The sequence below is a fragment of the Isoptericola sp. NPDC056578 genome (assembly GCF_042793275.1).
Lineage (GTDB): Bacteria > Actinomycetota > Actinomycetes > Actinomycetales > Cellulomonadaceae > Isoptericola.
Map to the genome: position 1 here is coordinate 12,387 of NZ_JBHTVC010000035.1, position 18,079 is coordinate 30,465.

The 18,079-nt window shown below is 73.1% G+C and carries 16 protein-coding genes; 12 read left to right on the forward strand and 4 right to left on the reverse strand.

All coding sequences use genetic code 11. The features are described 5' to 3' along the window. Positions 1-84: 84 nt before the first annotated feature. From ACFQ80_RS14235 to ilvC, 5 genes are all read left to right on the forward strand, one after another. Positions 85-1,146 (forward strand): ABC transporter ATP-binding protein, encoded by a 1,062-nt coding sequence (locus ACFQ80_RS14235; RefSeq protein ID WP_430550347.1) that lies wholly within the window; start codon positions 85-87, stop codon positions 1,144-1,146. Further along, the gene (locus ACFQ80_RS14240) at positions 1,143-2,231 is read left to right on the forward strand and encodes an ABC transporter permease subunit (RefSeq protein ID WP_430564116.1); all 1,089 of its coding nucleotides are present in this window, start codon (positions 1,143-1,145) and stop codon (positions 2,229-2,231) included. The genes ACFQ80_RS14235 and ACFQ80_RS14240 overlap by 4 nt, the downstream gene beginning before the upstream one ends. A gap of 289 nt (positions 2,232-2,520) precedes the next feature. Beyond that, positions 2,521-4,359: an acetolactate synthase large subunit gene (locus ACFQ80_RS14245; protein ID WP_430550345.1), complete on the forward strand. Its 1,839-nt coding sequence runs from the start codon at positions 2,521-2,523 to the stop codon at positions 4,357-4,359. A 29-nt stretch (positions 4,360-4,388) separates the two neighbouring features. Next, positions 4,389-4,910, forward strand: coding sequence for an acetolactate synthase small subunit (ilvN, locus tag ACFQ80_RS14250; protein ID WP_430550344.1), 522 nt, complete (start codon positions 4,389-4,391; stop codon positions 4,908-4,910). Between the two features lie 86 nt (positions 4,911-4,996). Then, complete coding sequence (gene ilvC, locus ACFQ80_RS14255) at positions 4,997-6,025, forward strand: ketol-acid reductoisomerase (protein WP_429763836.1); 1,029 nt, start codon at positions 4,997-4,999, stop codon at positions 6,023-6,025. A gap of 170 nt (positions 6,026-6,195) precedes the next feature. Here the strand turns inward: ilvC and ACFQ80_RS14260 are convergent, their stop codons facing one another. Further along, on the reverse strand, positions 6,196-6,630 hold the full coding sequence (locus tag ACFQ80_RS14260) for an NUDIX hydrolase (RefSeq protein ID WP_430550385.1): 435 nt from the start codon (positions 6,628-6,630) through the stop codon (positions 6,196-6,198). Between the two features lie 26 nt (positions 6,631-6,656). On the opposite strand from ACFQ80_RS14260, the gene ACFQ80_RS14265 reads away from it, so the two are divergent. From ACFQ80_RS14265 to ACFQ80_RS14280, 4 genes are all read left to right on the forward strand, one after another. Then, a complete protein-coding gene (locus ACFQ80_RS14265; protein WP_430564117.1) occupies positions 6,657-7,184 on the forward strand; it encodes an ASCH domain-containing protein in 528 nt (175 codons plus the stop codon). A gap of 101 nt (positions 7,185-7,285) precedes the next feature. Then, positions 7,286-8,329, forward strand: a complete 1,044-nt coding sequence (locus ACFQ80_RS14270; protein ID WP_430564118.1) for a 3-isopropylmalate dehydrogenase — start codon at positions 7,286-7,288, stop codon at positions 8,327-8,329. Between the two features lie 216 nt (positions 8,330-8,545). Continuing rightward, a complete protein-coding gene (locus ACFQ80_RS14275) occupies positions 8,546-9,733 on the forward strand; it encodes a branched-chain amino acid aminotransferase (protein WP_430564136.1) in 1,188 nt (395 codons plus the stop codon). Positions 9,734-9,754: 21 nt separating this feature from the next. Then, positions 9,755-10,933, forward strand: a complete 1,179-nt coding sequence (locus ACFQ80_RS14280) for a winged helix DNA-binding domain-containing protein (protein WP_430564119.1) — start codon at positions 9,755-9,757, stop codon at positions 10,931-10,933. Here ACFQ80_RS14280 and ACFQ80_RS14285 read toward each other — a convergent pair. Beyond that, positions 10,881-11,465 carry a DUF6069 family protein gene (locus ACFQ80_RS14285; RefSeq protein ID WP_430564120.1) on the reverse strand — a complete coding sequence of 195 codons (585 nt, stop codon included), beginning with the start codon at positions 11,463-11,465 and terminating at the stop codon, positions 10,881-10,883. The genes ACFQ80_RS14280 and ACFQ80_RS14285 overlap by 53 nt on opposite strands. A 286-nt stretch (positions 11,466-11,751) precedes the next feature. On the opposite strand from ACFQ80_RS14285, the gene cimA reads away from it, so the two are divergent. Continuing rightward, positions 11,752-13,401, forward strand: a complete 1,650-nt coding sequence (gene cimA / locus ACFQ80_RS14290; protein WP_430564121.1) for a citramalate synthase — start codon at positions 11,752-11,754, stop codon at positions 13,399-13,401. 12 nt (positions 13,402-13,413) lie between these two features. On the opposite strand, the gene ACFQ80_RS14295 is transcribed toward cimA, so the two are convergent. Further along, positions 13,414-14,301 (reverse strand): MurR/RpiR family transcriptional regulator, encoded by an 888-nt coding sequence (locus ACFQ80_RS14295; protein WP_430550338.1) that lies wholly within the window; start codon positions 14,299-14,301, stop codon positions 13,414-13,416. Continuing rightward, the gene (locus ACFQ80_RS14300; protein WP_430564122.1) at positions 14,298-15,182 is read right to left on the reverse strand and encodes a hypothetical protein; all 885 of its coding nucleotides are present in this window, start codon (positions 15,180-15,182) and stop codon (positions 14,298-14,300) included. The genes ACFQ80_RS14295 and ACFQ80_RS14300 overlap by 4 nt, the downstream gene beginning before the upstream one ends. Positions 15,183-15,320: 138 nt before the next feature. On the opposite strand from ACFQ80_RS14300, the gene ACFQ80_RS14305 reads away from it, so the two are divergent. Together ACFQ80_RS14305 and ACFQ80_RS14310 are read left to right on the forward strand one after the other, a co-directional pair. Continuing rightward, the gene (locus ACFQ80_RS14305; RefSeq protein ID WP_430550336.1) at positions 15,321-16,397 is read left to right on the forward strand and encodes a lipoate--protein ligase family protein; all 1,077 of its coding nucleotides are present in this window, start codon (positions 15,321-15,323) and stop codon (positions 16,395-16,397) included. Positions 16,398-16,769: 372 nt separating this feature from the next. Beyond that, positions 16,770-18,077 carry a sugar ABC transporter substrate-binding protein gene (locus tag ACFQ80_RS14310; protein ID WP_430564137.1) on the forward strand — a complete coding sequence of 436 codons (1,308 nt, stop codon included), beginning with the start codon at positions 16,770-16,772 and terminating at the stop codon, positions 18,075-18,077. Positions 18,078-18,079: the final 2 nt, after the last annotated feature.

An 18,079-nucleotide genomic window follows, 5' to 3' on the forward strand; every position in this document is an offset into this window, starting at 1 on the left:
TCAAGGCTGCTCTATCCTCCCTGGCAGCGCCGTCGTCCGACAGGCGCGACCGACAGGCCGCGCCGCGGCCACGAGGAGGTGGCGGTGGCCGTGCTCGACGGTGCCCGGGGTGGTGGAGAGCTCGCGATCGAGACGCGAGGGCTCCGCAAGACGTACCGGAGCGTGCGAGGGAGGTCGGTCGGGGTCGAGGGCCTCGACCTGCAGGTGCCCGTGGGCGGCGTGCACGGGTTCCTCGGCCCCAACGGGTCAGGGAAGACGACGACGATCCGCATGCTCCTGGGCCTGGTCCGGCCCGACCGCGGGACCGCGACGATCTTCGGGCACGAGGTGCCGAAGCGGCTGCCCGAGGTGGTGGGACGGGTCGGCGCCATCGTCGAGAGCCCCAAGTTCTTCCCCGCGTTCAGCGCCCGCCGCAACCTGCGCCTGCTCGCCGACGCGATCGACGCCCCCGCCGGCCGGGTGGACGCCGTCATCGACGAGGTCGGGCTCACCGGGCGGGCACGCGACAAGTACAAGGGCTACTCGCTCGGCATGAAGCAGCGGCTCGCGATCGCGGCGACCCTGCTCAAGGACCCCGACCTGCTCATCTTCGACGAGCCCACCAACGGCCTCGACCCCGCGGGCATCCGGGAGATCCGGCAGACCATGCGAGGCCTCGCCGACCAGGGCAAGACCGTGCTGGTGTCCAGCCACATCCTGGCCGAGGTCGAGCAGATCGCCGACACGGTCTCGATCGTGGCCCGCGGGCGGCTCGTCGCCTCGGGCCGGGTGGCCGACCTCATCGGTGCCGGCTCCGCGACCGGGTCGGTCCGGCTGCGCGTCGCGCCGACGGACCTGACCATCGCGACCAGCGTGCTCGAGACCAGCGGGCTGCTCGTGCGGCGCGAGCACGACGCGCTGCTCGTCGACGGCGCCGCCGACCCCGCGGCCGTGAACCGCGCCCTCGGCGAGCGTGGCGTGTGGGTGCGCGAGCTCACCCCGCTCCAGGCCGACCTCGAGTCGGTGTTCCTGGGCCTCACGGCGCACGAGACGCCCGGCGGTCACACGCACCAGGGCGACCGCACGCGTCGTGGTGGCCCGCCGCCCGAGCCGGCGCACTCCGCGACGACGCCGGCCACCCCGGCGGCCCCGGAGGCGGACGCATGAGCCGCCTGCTGCGCGTCGAGCTGCGCCGGTTGTGGGCGCGCCAGATCACGCGTTGGGCGTGCGTCGGAGTTCTCGCGCTGGTCGCCCTGAGCGGCGCGGCGACGTTCCTGTCGGCGCCCCCGCCGAGCGCCCAGGAGGTCGCGAACGCGCAGGAGATGTTCGCGTCCGACCAGGAGGAGTGGGAGAAGGACGGGGAGCAGCAGGTCGCCGACTGCGAGGCCGCGGCCGAGGCCGAAGGCCTCACCCCGCAGGAGTGGGGCTGCGACCAGCTGGCCCCCCGCCTGGACTGGTACCTGCCGCCCACGCAGACCTTCGTCCCCGACGAGGCCCAGGTCGAGATGCTCTACGGGGAGCCCGAGGTCAACGCGCAGGACGGCGCGACCCGGGCCGCCGTGACGGAGATCCAGGCCTCGGTGTGGAACGGGTGGTCGGGTCTCGCGTCGCTCGACGACCTCGCGGTGCTGCTGCTCCTCGTCGCGCTGGTGGTCGGGGTGAGCTTCGTGACCGCCGAGATCAACAGCGGGTCGCTGGGGATGTGGCTCACGTTCGAGCCGCGCCGGCAGCGCGTGTACTGGTCGAAGGCGGTGGCCGCCGCGCTCGGCACGGTCCCGTTGGTGCTGGTCGGGTTCGCGCTCCTGGTCGGCGCCTCGTACGCGGTGTACGCCTCGTTCGGCACCCTCGGCGACCTCACGGGCGCCGTCTGGCTGGAGGTCGCCGCGTTCACCGGGCGCCTCGTCGCGGCCGGGGCCGTGCTCGCCGCGCTCGGCGTGGCGCTCGGCACGCTGTTCAAGCACGCCGCCGCCGCCGTCGGTCTGGTCGGCGTGGTCGCCTGGGCCTGCGTGGCCTTCGCCTACTCGTTCGGCGAGGTGCAGCGCTGGCTGCCGACGACGGCGCTCTCGGCCTGGTTGCAGGGCGGGTACGTGTACACGACGGAGCGGTGCACCCCGGACGCCGACGGCGTGTTCTCGTGCGTCCCGGTGGACCACGTCGTGACCACCGCGCAGGGCGGGCTGACCGTCGCGGCGCTCGCCGTCGTCGTCACTCTGCTCGCGCTGCTCGTGTTCCGGCGTCGCGACGTGAGCTGACCGTCGCCGTCGCGGCGCAGGTCGTGAGCCCGGTGACCCCCATGTTGTCCGCATGATGGGACACCGGGCTCACGACGTGACATCGGTGAACCGCGGGCGTAACGTTCGATCCGTGCAGACGATCCTCGTAGTACTTCTTCCCGGGCGCGCCGACTAGGCCCACGCACCAGGCTTCGTCAGCGCGCTCACCCCTCGTCAGTCCCGTCATCCCGGGACCGGGGGGTTTTTCATTGCAGCGACACCCCTCGCCAGACCCTTCGCCCGCAAGACCGACCGGCAGGAGAGACCGATGGTCCAGCCGAACCCGACCCCCGCCCAGGTGGCCGCCCGCACCGCGTCGCGCAGTGCCGACGGTGCCGCCGGCCGAACCGTGTCCGGTGAGGAGGTCACCGGCGCCGAGTCGATCGTCCGCTCGCTCGAGTCGGTCGGCGTCGAGAACGTCTTCGGCATCCCGGGTGGCGCAATCCTCCCGCTCTACGACCCGCTCATGGACTCGAAGCAGATCCGCCACGTCCTGGTGCGGCACGAGCAGGGCGGCGGGCACGCGGCCCAGGGCTACGCCCACGCGACCGGCAAGGTCGGCGTGACGATGGCGACCTCGGGCCCCGGCGCGACCAACCTCGTGACGCCCATCGCCGACGCGCACATGGACTCCGTCCCGCTGGTCGCGATCACCGGCCAGGTGGCGCAGTCCCTCATCGGTACCGACGGGTTCCAGGAGGCGGACATCGTCGGCATCACGATGCCGATCACCAAGCACTCCTACCTGGTCACCGACCCGGCGGAGATCCCGCGCACGATCGCGGAGGCGTTCCACATCGCGTCGACGGGCCGGCCCGGCCCGGTGCTGGTCGACATCGCGAAGTCCGCCATGCAGGCCACCACCGAGTTCTCCTGGCCGCAGGAGCTGTCGCTGCCCGGCTACCACCCGGTGACCAAGCCGCACGCCAAGCAGATCCGCGAGGCCGCCAAGCTCCTCGCCACCGCCCGCCGCCCGGTGCTGTACGTGGGCGGCGGCGTCGTCCGGTCCGGCGCGTCGGAGGCGCTGCGCCGGCTGGTCGACACCTCGGGCGCGGCCGTCGTCACGACGCTCACCGCCCGCGGCGCGGTGCCGGACAGCCACCCGCAGCACCTGGGCATGCCGGGCATGCACGGCACCGTCCCGGCCGTCGCCGCGCTGCAGAAGGCCGACCTCGTGGTGGCCCTCGGCGCCCGCTTCGACGACCGCGTGACCGGCCGCCTGTCGAGCTTCGCCCCGCACGCCGCCGTCGTGCACGCCGACATCGACCCCGCGGAGATCGGCAAGAACCGCCCGGTGGACGTGCCGATCGTCGGCGACCTGCGCGAGGTCATCGCGGACCTGGTGCCCGCCCTCGAGGCCGAGCACGCCAAGGTGGGCAAGCCCGACCTGGCGGCCTGGTGGCACCAGCTCGACACGTGGCGCGAGACGTACCCGCTGGGCTACTCGCCCACCGACGACGGCCACCTGTCCCCGCAGCACGTGATCTCCCGCCTGGGCGAGCTGGCCGGCCCGGACGCGATCTACGCCGCGGGCGTGGGGCAGCACCAGATGTGGGCGGCGCAGTTCATCCGCTACGAGCGCCCGCGCACCTGGCTGAACTCCGCGGGCCTGGGCACCATGGGCTTCGCGGTCCCCGCCGCGATGGGCGCCAAGGTCGGCGAGCCCGACCGCGAGGTGTGGGCCATCGACGGCGACGGCTGCTTCCAGATGACCAACCAGGAGCTCGCGACCTGCGCGATCAACGACATCCCCATCAAGGTGGCGCTGATCAACAACAGCTCGCTCGGCATGGTGCGGCAGTGGCAGACGCTCTTCTACGACGAGCGCTACTCCAACACCGACCTGCACACCGGGCACGGGACCCGGCGTATTCCGGACTTCGTGAAGCTCGCGGACGCGTACGGCTGCGAGGGCATCCGCGTGGAACGCGAGGACGAGGTCGACGCCGCGATCAAGCGGGCGCAGGAGATCGACGACCGCCCCGTGGTCATCGACTTCCAGGTCTCGCGCGACGCCATGGTGTGGCCGATGGTCGCCGCCGGGGTGCCGAACGACGACATCCAGTACGCGCGCGGCATCTCGCCCGCGTGGGACCGCGAAGACTGACCGGCCGACGAGCAGAGAAGGAGCCACCCATGTCGCGTCACACCCTGTCCGTGCTGGTCGAGAACAAGCCCGGCGTCCTCACCCGCGTCACCGCGCTGTTCGCCCGCCGGGCGTTCAACATCCACTCCCTGGCCGTCGGGCCCACGGAGCACGAGGAGATCTCGCGCATCACCGTGGTGGTCGACGTCGAGGAGCACCCGCTCGAGCACGTGACGAAGCAGCTGAACAAGCTGATCAACGTCATCAAGATCGTCGAGCTCGACCCCGAGTCGTCCGTGCAGCGCGAGCTCCTGCTCGTCAAGGTGCGGGCCGACCAGGCGACCCGCGCGGGGGTGCTCGAGGTCGTCGACCTCTTCCGCGCCCACGTGGTGGACGTCGTCCCCGACACGGTCGTCATCGAGGCGACCGGCACGGCCGCCAAGCTGTCCGCGCTGCTCGCGGCGCTCGAGCCGTACGGCGTCCGCGAGATCGTGAAGTCCGGCACGCTCGCCGTGGGCCGCGGCTCGCGGTCCATCACCGACCGAGCGCTGGAGCGCGTGCGCACGGCCTGACGCCGTTCGCGTACCGTCATCCCCGCGGGTGACCACATACCGACCTGTAGTGACGAACGCAGTACCGAGAACCGAGGAGCATCACCGTGGCTGAGCTGTTCTACGACGACGACGCCGACCTGTCCATCATCCAGCAGCGCAAGGTCGCGGTCATCGGCTACGGCAGCCAGGGCCACGCGCACGCGCTGAACCTGCGCGACTCGGGCGTCGACGTCCGCGTCGGCCTGCGCGAGGGCTCCGGCTCCGCGAAGAAGGCCGAGGACGAGGGCCTGCGCGTGCTGACCGTCGCCGACGCCGTCAAGGAGGCGGACGTCGTCGTCATCCTCGCGCCGGACCAGGTGCAGCGGCACGTGTACCGCGACGAGATCGCCCCGAACCTCAACGAGGGCGCGGCGCTCGTCTTCGGGCACGGCTTCAACATCCGCTTCGGCTACATCAAGCCCGAGGCCGGCCACGACGTGCTCATGGTCGCCCCCAAGGGCCCGGGTCACCTCGTGCGCCGCGAGTACGTCGACGGCCGCGGCGTGCCGGTGATCGTCGCCGTCGAGCAGGACGCGTCGGGCTCCGCCTGGGAGCTGGCCCTGTCGTACGCGAAGGGCATCGGCGGCCTGCGTGCCGGCGGCATCAAGACCACCTTCACCGAGGAGACCGAGACCGACCTGTTCGGCGAGCAGGCCGTGCTGTGCGGCGGTGCCTCGCAGCTGGTCCAGTACGGCTTCGAGACGCTGACCGAGGCGGGCTACCAGCCCGAGGTCGCGTACTTCGAGGTGCTGCACGAGCTGAAGCTGATCGTCGACCTCATGGTCGAGGGCGGCATCGCCAAGCAGCGCTGGTCCGTCTCCGACACGGCCGAGTACGGCGACTACGTCTCCGGCCCGCGCGTCATCGACCCGCGCGTCAAGGAGAACATGAAGGCCGTCCTCGCGGACATCCAGAACGGCGCCTTCGCCGAGCGCTTCATCGCGGACCAGGACGCGGGCGCCCCCGAGTTCACCGCGCTGCGCGAGAAGGGCGAGGCGCACCCGATCGAGACCACCGGCCGCGAGCTCCGGAAGATGTTCTCGTGGATCAAGCCCGCTGACTCCGACTACACGGAGGGCAGCGCCGCTCGCTGACCCACACCGTCAGCAGCGACGCGCGCGGCCGTCGTCCCCCACCCGGGGGCGGCGGCCGCACGTGCGTCCGGACGCCTGCGAGCCCGGGTCGCGTCGAGATAGCACCCGTCGTGCCGAGGTAGTCCGGGTCGTGCCGAGGTAGTACGGGGAACGGCGAGGTGGTCCGTCCGTCAGCCGAGCAGGCCCGCCCACCCCCGGACGACGTCGACGAGCTCGACGCGGTCGAGCGCGTCCACGTCGGACAACCGGTGCCACGCGACGTCGTCGGTGGTGCCGTCGGACTCCCTGGTGAGCTCGCCGCCGACGACGTGCGCGCGGTAGACGATGCGGATGCCCTGCAGCGCCACCGCGTGGTCGGTGCCGTCCACGACGACGCGGCCCTCGGGCGGGATCACGATGCTGTCGACGCCGAGCAGGCCGTCGAGCGCGACGTCGTACCCGGTCTCCTCCCGCAGCTCGCGGACGGCTGCGTCCTCCGGGTGCTCGCCGGGGTCGATGCCGCCCCCGGGCATGGTCCAGCCCGACCCGACGTCGCTCGACCAGTGGGGGAGGAGGATGCGGTCGCCCTCGACGACCAGGGCGTAGGCGGCGACGCGGGTGTCCATGCTGGTCATCCTGGCAGGATGGACCCATGAGCGACGACGCGAACCCCGGGCTGGATCCCGAGCAGGCCGACAGCATCACGCAGTTCTGGGACGTCGCGCGCCCGAGCGCCGGCCGCACCAGCCACGGCGGTGCCGTGGGGGAGCGGTCCGAGAACGTGGTGCCGCCGCCGGCCTGGGCGTTCGGGGACTCGTCCGAGCTGGCGGACGAGCTGCTGGGCCTCGTCCTCGACGGCGTGAAGACCGGCACCGCCGCCGCGGTCTGGGAGTACGAGGCCGCCGACGAGCCGCTGCCGCGCAAGGGCGACCTGTCGATCGTGCTCGACGGCGAGGGCGCGCCGCGGCTGCTCATCAGGACCACGCAGGTGGAGACGGTCCCGTTCGACGAGGTCACGGCCGAGCACGCGGCGGCCGAGGGCGAGGGTGACCGGTCGCTGGCCGACTGGCGCGAGGGCCACGAGCGCTACTGGCGCCGCACGCTGCCGCAGATCGGGCGCGAGTTCGACCCGTCGATGCCGGTCGTCTGCGAGCGGTTCAAGGTGCTCTACCGCGCCTGACGCCGGCACCGCGGACCCATGACCAGGGAGGTCACGGCCGCATGTGTCCAATAAATGAGATTCGTGTCCGCATCATGATTCGACGGGCTTAGGCTCGGCCCATGACGCGGAGCATCGACCTGGCAGTGGTGGCCGGCGACGGCATCGGCACGGAAGTCGTGGAGCAGGGCCTGGCGGTCCTCGAGGCGGCCGTGGCCGGCTCGGACGTGAAGATCTCCACCACCGAGTTCGACCTGGGCGCGCGCCGCTGGCACGCGACGGGCGAGACGCTCACCGATGCCGACCTCGAGGCCATCAAGCAGCACGACGCGATCCTGCTCGGCGCCATCGGCGACCCGAGCGTGCCGTCGGGCGTCCTCGAGCGCGGCCTCCTGCTCAAGCTCCGCTTCTCGCTGGACCACTACGTGAACCTGCGCCCGGGCAAGCTGTACCCCGGCGTGACGAGCCCCCTGGCGAACCCCGGCGACGTCGACTTCGTCGTCGTGCGCGAGGGCACCGAGGGACCGTACGTGGGCAACGGCGGCGCGCTGCGCGTCGGCACCCCGCACGAGATCGCGACCGAGGTGTCCGTCAACACGGCCTTCGGCGTGGAGCGTGTCGTGCGCGACGCCTTCGCCCGGGCCCAGGCCCGCCCGCGCAAGCACCTCACGCTGGTGCACAAGCACAACGTGCTGGTCCACGCCGGGCACCTGTGGCGCCGCACCGTCGAGGCGGTCAACGCGGAGTTCCCCGACGTCACCACGGACTACCTGCACGTGGACGCCGCCACGATCTTCCTCACGACGAACCCGTCGCGGTTCGACGTGATCGTCACCGACAACCTGTTCGGCGACATCCTCACGGACCAGGCCGCCGCCATCACCGGCGGCATCGGCCTGGCCGCGTCGGCGAACATCAACCCCGACCGCACCGCGCCGTCCATGTTCGAGCCGGTGCACGGCTCCGCGCCGGACATCGCGGGCCAGGGCAAGGCCGACCCGACCGCCACCGTGCTGTCGGTGTCCCTGCTGCTCGACCACCTCGGACTCGCCGAGGAGAGCAAGCGGGTGGAGGCTGCCGTCGCGGCCGACCTCGTCGAGCGCGGCGACCGAGTACGCACGACGGCCGAGGTCGGGCGCGACCTTGCCGCACGCGTCAACGGCTGACGACAGCCTCACCGTCGTCGCCGGACGGCGCGGCGCCACCCGCGCCGCGCCGTCGGACGTGTCGTCCGAGCCACCGCCCGCCCCGGCCGTCATCCCCCCTGTCGATCACCCGACGTCCCATTCCGTCCGGGTGGCCGCTGTGGTCGGAGCGACGCCGGTGCCCGCGAGGTGCACGGTCGTGGAAAACTACAGGGGTCACCCGGTGAAAGGCCCCCGATCATGACCACATCCAGCACCTCTCCGTCCGCCGCCGACGCTGCGTCGAGCACCGCCTCGACCGCCGGCACGCCGGGCATCCTCCCGGCCGAGCTCGAGGACCTCGTCGCCCTGTTCGACGTGCGCGCCACGGACAGCCCCACCCCGGACGCCGACCGTGAGGCCGCGCTGCGGTCCCCGAAGTTCGGCACCGTGTTCACCGACCACATGGCGCGCATCAGCTGGCGCCGGGGCGACGGCTGGCTCGACCGGCGCGTCGAGAAGTACGGCCCGTTGCAGCTCGACCCGGCGACCGCCGTCCTGCACTACGCGCAGGAGATCTTCGAAGGGATGAAGGCGTACCGGCACGCGGACGGCTCCGTCTGGACCTTCCGCCCGGACGCCAACGCGGCGCGGTTCGCGCGCTCGGCGCACCGCCTGGCGCTGCCCGCTCTGCCGGTGGACGACTTCATCGGCTCCATCGCGGCGCTCGTGCGCACCGACATCGACTGGGTCCCCTCTGGCGAGGACTTCAGCCTCTACCTGCGGCCCTTCACGTTCGCGTCGGAGGCGTTCCTCGGGGTGCGTCCCACGAACGAGGCCGAGTACCTCGTCATCGCCTCGCCCGTCGGCCCGTACTTCGCGGGCGGCGTGAAGCCGGTGTCGATCTGGATCGACGAGCACTATCACCGCTCCGGGCCCGGGGGGACGGGCGACGCGAAGTACGGCGGCAACTACGCGGCGAGCCTGCTGCCGCAGCAGCTCGCGGCCGAGAAGGGCTTCGACCAGGTCTGCTACCTCGACGCGACGACCAACACCGCGCTCGAGGAGCTCGGCGGCATGAACGTCTTCGTGGTCATGGCGGACGGCTCGGTGCACACGCCGGAGCTCACCGGCTCGTTCCTCGAGGGCGTGACGCGCTCCTCCATCCTGCAGCTCGCCGCGGACCGCGGGCACCAGGCGGTCGAGCGTCGTCTCCCGCTCGCCGAGGTCGTCGCCGGGCTCCGGGACGGTACCGTGCGCGAGATCTTCGCCTGCGGCACGGCGGCCGTCATCACGCCTGTCGGCCGCCTCGCGGGCGACGAGTTCGACGTGCAGGTCTCCGGCGGGGAGCCGGGCGAGCTCACCATGGCGATCCGCGACGAGCTCACCGACATCCAGTACGGCCGGGCCGCGGACCGGCACGGCTGGATGCGCCGGCTCGCCTGACGGAGGGAGGCCCGTCGCCAGATGGTCACCCCGATCACGGCCGACGAGCTCAACCGGACCACGCTCGCGCGCCAGCAGCTGCTCACCCGCTCCGACGACGACGTCCCCGCCGTCGTCGGGCGGGTGGGCGGCCTGCAGGCGCAGCACGCCGACATGCCGTACGTCGCGCTGTGGGCGCGGCGGGCCGGGCAGACCGTCGGCGCTCTCGAGGAGGCCCTCACCGGCGGCGAGGTCGTCAAGGCGACCGTCATGCGGTCCACCCTGCACGTGGTGCCGAGCGTCGACTGGCCGCTGCTCGACGCCGTCTCCGCGGAGCAGCGGCTGGCGGCGTGGCGCGCGAGCGCCCGGCGGGCGGGCGTCGACCTCGTGGGCCTCAACGCCGCCGTGCGCGGGTTCTGCGCCGAGCCGCGCACGCTCGACGAGGTGGAGGAGTTCGCCGGCGAGCAGTACCCGGGCGTCGACGCCGTCGCGGCGATCCCCGGGGGTGTGAGCCGTGCATGGTGGCGGCTCGCGAGCGCGGGCGGCGGCCTCGTGCACGTGCCGCCGAGCGGCCTGTGGGGCTCCCACGTCGCGGCGCGCTACCAGGACGGGTCGCGGTGGCTCGCCGACCGCGTGCCGCACCCGTTGCCCACGCTCCCTCCGGACGAGGCGCGGGCCCGCGCCGTCGAGAAGTACCTGCGGGCCTTCGGCCCGGCGTCGCCGCGGGACGTCGCACGGGGCGTCGGCGTCCGCGGCGTCGGGGCGCTGAAGCGTGCGCTCGCGCTCCTGGAGCTGCGGCCGTACGCCGCGCCCGACGGTCGCGAGCTCGTCGACCTGGCCGACGCGGACCTCGTCCCCGCGGACGTGCCGGCCCCGGTGCGGCTGCTGCCGCGCTGGGACCAGCTGCTGGTGGCGCTCGACGAGCGGTCCCGGATCGTCGACCCCGAGCACGCGGGGCTCGTCTACCGGCGCAACGCCGACGTGCTCCCCACCCTCTGGGTGGACGGCCGCGTCGCCGGGACGTGGACCCTGGACGTGGACGCACGCCGCGCCACCGTGCACCTCGAGCCCTTCACCGGCGACGCCTGGGCGCACCACCGGTCCGAGCTGGAGGAAGAGGCCGCCTCGCTGCTCGACCTCGCCGCACCCGACGCGCCCGAGCGCGAGGTCACCTGGTCGGCCGAGCCGGCCGCACGAGAGTCCGGCCGAGCACGCCGTTGAGCATCGCCGAGACGGCGATGCCGACGACGATCCACACGAGGGCGGTCACGACCGCCGAGGCGCCGTCGCCCGAACCGGTGAACGCGAGGGCGGCGAGGATCACGGTGACCAGCGCGACCAGCCAGCCGAAGAACATCCGCGGTCGCGGCACGACCCGCACGAGCAGCTGGAGCACCACGGCCGCGAGCAGGGCGAACAGGGCGCCGGTCAGCGCCCACGCGAGCCCGGGGGCGTCCGGGACGAGGCGGGAGGGGCCGAGCAGCCCGACGTCGAACGCGCTGTCGAAGACGACGGACGCCGCGAGCCCCAGGACGGCGCAGACCACCACGGTCACGGCGGCGCCGGACCAGAAGCGGCCCCGGTCCAGCTCCAGCAGCCCGCGCGACGCCGGGGCCGGGGCGTCCCAGGCGTCCGCGGGCTCCGCCGTCGGCACCACGGACGGGGGCGGGGTGATGCCGCCTGGACTCACATCGCCCGGAGTCACCCCGGGCGTCGGGCCGGTCGGGCCGCCTGGTGGGCGCGTGTCGGTCATCGGTACTGCCTCCTGACCTCGGTGACGAGTGCCAGCCGACCACACCCCGGGTCAGGTCGCACGGGCGGGCCGTCCGGTGCCAGCCGTGGACGCCCTGTCCGGCCGGGGGGCGGGTGTGGCACCATGTGGCCCATGACACGCCTCGCGCACCTGCGTCGCTCGCTCATCATTCGGTAGCGCGTCCGGCACACCCGCCGGACGCGCAGACCTTCCGTACCCCGGGGGGTCTTTTTTGTTGACCAGAACGCCCAGAGCTTCTCGATGCTTCTCGATGTGGGAGTCCCGCATGACCGCCACCCCGTTCCACGTGTACGACACCACCCTGCGCGACGGCGCGCAGCAGGAGGGCATGAACCTCTCCGTGGCGGACAAGCTGGCCATCGCGCCGCTGCTGGACGAGCTGGGCGTCGGCTTCATCGAGGGCGGCTGGCCGGGGGCGGTGCCCAAGGACACGGAGTTCTTCCGGCGCGCGGCCAAGGAGCTCGACCTGAGGAACGCGGTGCTCGCGGCGTTCGGGGCCACCCGCAAGGCGGGCACCCGCGCGTGGGACGACCCGCAGGTGCGCGCCCTGCTCGACTCCGAGGCGCCGGTCGTCACGCTGGTCGCCAAGTCGGACGTGCGGCACGTGGAGCGCGCGCTGCGCACCACGCCCGACGAGGGCCTGGCGATGATCGCCGACACCGTGACGTTCCTGGTGGGCGAGGGGCGTCGCGTCGTGGTGGACGCCGAGCACTTCTTCGACGGCTACCGGTTCGACCCGGCGTACTCCCTGGCCGCGGCGCAGGCGGCGTTCGAGGCGGGCGCCGAGGTGGTCACGCTGTGCGACACCAACGGCGGCATGCTGCCGCACTGGGTGACCGACGTCGTGAGCGAGGTGCGCGAGTCCCTGGGGCTGCCGCACGGGCGCGACGCCGTCGCGGGGGACCGGCTGCTCGGCATGCACGCCCACAACGACTCGGGCTGCGCGGTCGCGAACACGCTCGCCGCCGTGGCCGCCGGCGCATGGCACGTGCAGGGCACCGTGAACGGCTACGGCGAGCGCACCGGCAACGTCGACCTCGTCACCGTCGTCGCGAACCTCGAGCTCAAGCACGGCCTGCGCACCCTCGTCGGAGGCGGCCTCGAGGACGCGACGCGCATCGCGCACGCCGTCGCCGAGATCACCAACATCTCCCCGTACGCGCGCCAGCCGTACGTCGGGGCCAGCGCGTTCGCCCACAAGGCGGGCCTGCACGCGAGCGCGATCAAGGTCGACCCGGACCTCTACCAGCACATCGACCCCACCGCGGTCGGCAACGACATGCGCATGCTCGTGTCGGACATGGCCGGGCGCGCGTCCATCGAGCTCAAGGGCCGCGAGCTGGGCTACGACCTCAGCGGCCAGGGCGAGCTGCTCACCCGCGTCACGACGCGGGTCAAGGACGCCGAGGCGCAGGGCTACACCTTCGACGCCGCCGACGCCTCCTTCGAGCTGTTGCTGCGCGAGGAGCTCACGGGGACCCGGCAGACGTACTTCCGGGTCGAGAGCTGGCGGACCATCGTCGAGACGGTCGCCGGCGGTCCCGGCCACGACGCGTCGAGCCGCGAGGCCGACGCCGTCGCGGAGGCGACGGTGAAGCTGCACGCCGGCGGGGAGCGCGTCGTCGCGACGGGCGAGGGCAACGGGCCCGTGAACGCCCTCGACCAGGCGCTGCGCAGCGCACTCACCCGCGTGTACCCGCAGATCGAGAAGTTCGAGCTCATCGACTTCAAGGTGCGCATCCTCGATGCCCAGCAGGGCACCGACGCCACCACGCGGGTGCTGGTCGAGACCACGGACGGGCAGCACTCGTGGTCCACGGTGGGCGTGGGCCCGAACGTCATCGAGGCGGCGTGGGAGTCGCTCATCGACGCGTACGTCTACGGCCTCCTGCACGCGGGCGTCGAGCCGCGCTGAGGCGCCGCACCGTCAGCGCGCGCCGCGGCTGCCGTTGGTCAGGCGGTGCGGCCGGACCGCCTCGTACGTCGCCTTGAGGGCGGCGGTGGTGCGGTCGTAGCGACGCTGCGCCACGCGGACGAAGAGGAAGTCGACGACGGCGAGCTGGGCGATGCGGCTCGACATCGCCCCCGAGCGGAACTGGGTCTCGCGCGCCGTCGTCGCCAGCACGACGTCGGCGAGCTCCGCCAGGGGGGACGCCGGGAAGTTCGTGACGGCCACGGTGGTGGCGCCCGCGTCGCGGGCCAGCGTCAGCGCCTGCACGGTCTCCACGGTGGTGCCCGTGTGCGAGACGGCGACGGCGACGCAGCCCTCGCCCAGCAGGGCCGCCGACTGGAGCTGGCCGTGCAGGTCCACGGGGGCGAAGCAGGCGATCCCGATGCGGGTGAGCTTCTGGCCGAGGTCCTGCGCCGTGAGGCCGCTGGACCCCACGCCGTAGACGTCGACGCGCGGGGCGGACGCCACGGCGTCGACGGCGTGCTCCAGCGCGTCGAGGTCGAGCATGCGCGCCGTCTCCTCGATCGTCCGCGCCTCGTGGAACGCGATCTTCGACACGACGTCGGTGGCGGTGTCGGTCCGGTTGATCTCGCCCTCGGCGATGCCGGAGCGCTCCAGCTCGACGGCGCGCCGGCTCGTGGCCTGCGCGAGGTCGATGCGGAACTCGGGGTACCCGGCGTAGCCGACGGCCCGGCAGAACCGGACGACCGTCGCCTGCGACGTCCCGGCGCGGGCGGCGAGCTCGGTGATGGTGGCGCCGACGACGCCGGGCGGGTCGTCGAGCACGACCGCGGCGATCCGCGCCTCCGCGGGGCGCAGCGTGGGCAGCGCCTGGCGGAGCCGGACGAGGACGTCACCGTTCATGCGCGGATCTCCTTCCCGGCAGGCGCCGGAGACGGGTGGGTGGTGGCTCGGACCGTGAGCCAGGTGTCGTGGGGTTCCACGAGCTCGCCGTCGCGAGGGTCGACGAGGGAACGGGCGAGGCGCAGCGCGCCGTCGATCGGGCTCCCGTCGGCGGGGACGAGCCGCACGTCGGGGCGCAGGGCGGACAGCCGGGCCTTGAGGGGCGTGGTCACGGGCGCGCCGATCTGCAGGACGCCGCCGGTGACGGCCGCGAGCGGCGGGATCCCGGGGCGCAGCGCGGCGGCGACGCTCTCCGCGAGGTGGGTCCCGGCGTCGTGCAGGATGCCGTTCGCGACGAGGTCGCCGAGCAGGTGCCCCCAGCCGTCCGCGCGGTGCCACCGGCGCCGCAGGTCGGTGGCGAGGACGATGGCGCCCGTGCCGACGGCGGCGACGGCCCCGGGGCGACCGCCGAGGGCGCCGAGGTGGGCGGCGAGCGCGTCCGCGGCGACCGCCGTGACGGAGGCGCCCGCGGCGTGCAGCACGTCGTGCAGCGCGCCGGGGTCGGGGACGAGCGAGGGGAGGCCGGTGACCGACACGGCGGCCGCGGCGACGCGCAGCCCGGGCCGGCGGCCGGCGAGGGTGTCCACCAGCTCGGCCACGACGTCGGCGGCGTCGCTCCCGGCGGTGGTGATGCGGACCGGGCGCCCGCTGAGCGTGATCGCGGTGCCCCCGGTGCCCCCGGTGCCCCCGGTGCCCCCGGTGCCCCCGGTGCCCCCGGTGCCCCCGGTGCCCCCGGTGCCGCCGGGGCCGTGCACGGGCGTGGCGACGAGGCGGGCGCCGCTGCCGCCGACGTCCACGGCGACGACGTGCTCGGGCGCGAGGGGGACGTCGGGGCCGGTCACGGGACCCAGTGTGGCAGCGATTTTCTCTGGTTGGGCGCCTCACAAAAAGAATCTCGCCCGAGCCGTCGGCGGACCCTGCGCGCCAGGGTGTGACCGACGCCGCCTCCGCGACGGCCGCTGCGCGGCTACCGTGGAGACGTGCATGGTGAGTACAAGGTTCCCGGTGGCAAGCTCGTGACGGTCGACCTCGACGTGCGCGACGGGTTGCTCGCCGACGTCAGGCTCAGCGGCGACTTCTTCCTCGAGCCCGACGACGCCCTCGAGGTCATCGACGCCACCCTCACCGGGCTGCCGCGCGAGACGTCCACGAGCGAGCTCGCGCGGGCCGTCGACGACGGGCTGCGCATCGCCGAGCAGGACGGCCGTGTGGCGGGCACCGTGACGATGATCGGCTTCGACGCGTGGGCGGTCGCGGTCGCGGTCCGCCGCGCGCTCGGCCTGGCCACCACCTGGGACGACCACACGTTCGAGGTGCTGCGCCCCGGCCCGCTGCCCCCGGCGACCCTCGCCGCCCTGGACCAGGTGCTCACCGAGGAGCTGGCCGAGGGGCGTCGCGGTCCCACGCTGCGGTTCTGGGACTGGAACGAGCGCGCCGTCTTCATCGGCTCGTTCCAGTCGCTGCGCAACGAGGTGGACCCGGCGGGCGTGCGCGAGCACGACGTCACGGTGGTGCGTCGTATCTCCGGCGGCGGCGCCATGTTCATGGAGGCCGGCAACTGCGTGACGTTCTCGCTGGTCGTGCCGGCGTCGCTCGTCGACGGCCTGTCGTTCGAGCAGTCGTACGCGTTCCTCGACTCGTGGGTGCTGGGCGCGCTGCACGACGTCGGCGTCGAGGCCTACTTCTCCGGCATGAACGACGTCGCGTCGCCCGGGGGCAAGCTCGCGGGCTCGGCGCAGAAGCGGCTGGCGGGCGGCGCGGTGCTGCACCACATGACGATGGCGTACGACATCGACAACGCGAAGATGCTCGAGGTGCTGCGCATCGGTCGCGAGAAGCTCTCCGACAAGGGCACCACCAGCGCCAACAAGCGGGTGGACCCCCTGCGCTCGCAGACCGGCATGTCGCGCGACGAGATCGTCGACGCGTTCGAGGCGCACTTCAGGGCCCACCACCGGACGGTGGGCTCCGAGCTGCGACCCGACGAGCTGGCGCGGGCCGAGGAGCTGGTCCGGACGAAGTTCGCCGACCCGGCCTGGATCAACCGGGTGCCCTGAGCGACCCCGCGGGCACCCCCGCGCACCGCCCCCGCACCGACCGCGACGCGCCGACGAGGTCACCGTCCCGTCACGAATTGGTGCGGGGGCTTTCGTTATCCGCGTTCGGTCAGTAATCTCCCTCACAGCGCGATGCTCGGGAACTTCCTTTCAGGGCCGGGGTGTCGCCCGCACGACAGCGATCACCACAGCGATCACCTCAGGATCAGCACAGCGATCAGCAAGGCAGCGAGACGACGACGTCACGCCGGACGACGAGGACGTCGGCAGGACATGACCGCGAGAACGGCGCGCGACCGCGACAACGGCGGCGCCGCGCACCACGGAGGGCGGCCCAGCGGCCGCCGGGGGAGGACGACGATGCGTCGAGACATGTGGACCCGCAGGAACGTGGGGGCCGTGGCCACCGCGGCGCTGGTGGCGCTCGGCGTCGCCGCGTGCGGCAGCGGCGGCGGCTCCGGCGACGGGGGCGGGGACGGGACGGTCGACGGCGAGGGCAAGACCCTCGACGTCTGGATCATGCAGGGCACGAACCCCAGCGCCGACGCCTTCTTCGACGAGGTCGGCACCGCGTTCAAGGAGGAGACGGGCGCGGAGCTGAACGTCGAGTTCGTCGAGTGGGCGGACGCCCACGACCGCTTCGTCACCTCGATCGCGGGCGCCACCACGCCCGACGTGGCGGAGACCGGCACCACCTGGACGCCGGAGTTCGCCGACGCCGGCGCGCTCGCGCCGCTGGACGACTACGTGGCGGAGGCCGGCCTGGGCGACGACCTGGTGGACGGCCTCGTCGAGGCGGGCACGTACGACGGGCAGCTGTACGGCATGCCCTGGTACGCCGGCGTCCGCTCGCTCGTGTACAACACGGAGATCTTCGAGGAGGCCGGCGTCGAGCCGCCCACGACCTGGGCGGAGATCGAGTCGGCGGCCAAGGCCATCAAGGAGAAGTTCCCGAAGAAGACCGCGATCGCGGTGCCGGGCGACGCCGAGTTCACGGTGTACCCGTGGGTGTGGGGCGCCGGCGGCGACGTCGCGACGCTCGACGGCGACACCTGGACGTCGGGGCTCGACAGCCCCGAGTCGCAGGAGGGCCTGAACTTCTGGACCGGGCTCGCCGCGGACGGCTACTCGTCGGCAGGCGCCACCACCTGGCGCGAGACCGACGTGCTCGACGCCTTCGCCCAGGGCGACGTCGGCATGGCGATCATGGGCTCCTGGACGCCCGGCGCCATCGTCGAGGCGAACAAGGACATGGACGGCAAGTTCGCCGCCGTCCCGATCCCCGGCAAGGACGGCGGGATGTCGCCGTCGGTGCTCGGCGGCTCGCACCTGTCCGTGTTCGAGACGGCCGAGGACAAGGACCTGGCGTTCGCGTTCGTGGAGCTCATGACGACCGGTGAGTTCGCCACGAAGTGGGGCGAGCAGGCCGGCTACTTCCCGGGGCAGAAGTCGCTCCTGGACGAGACGCTGAAGAGCACCGACCCGCTCGTGGCCCCGTTCGCGCAGCAGTTCGTCGAGGGCGGCGCGTCCGTGCCGGTGTCGCCGAACTTCGGGGCCGTGCAGGCCAAGCTCACGACGAGCACGATGATGCAGTCGATCCTCTCCGGGAGCGAGGACGTCCCGACCGCCAGCAAGAAGGCGGCCGAGGAGATGACGTCGCTGCTCAACGGTGGCAGCTGACG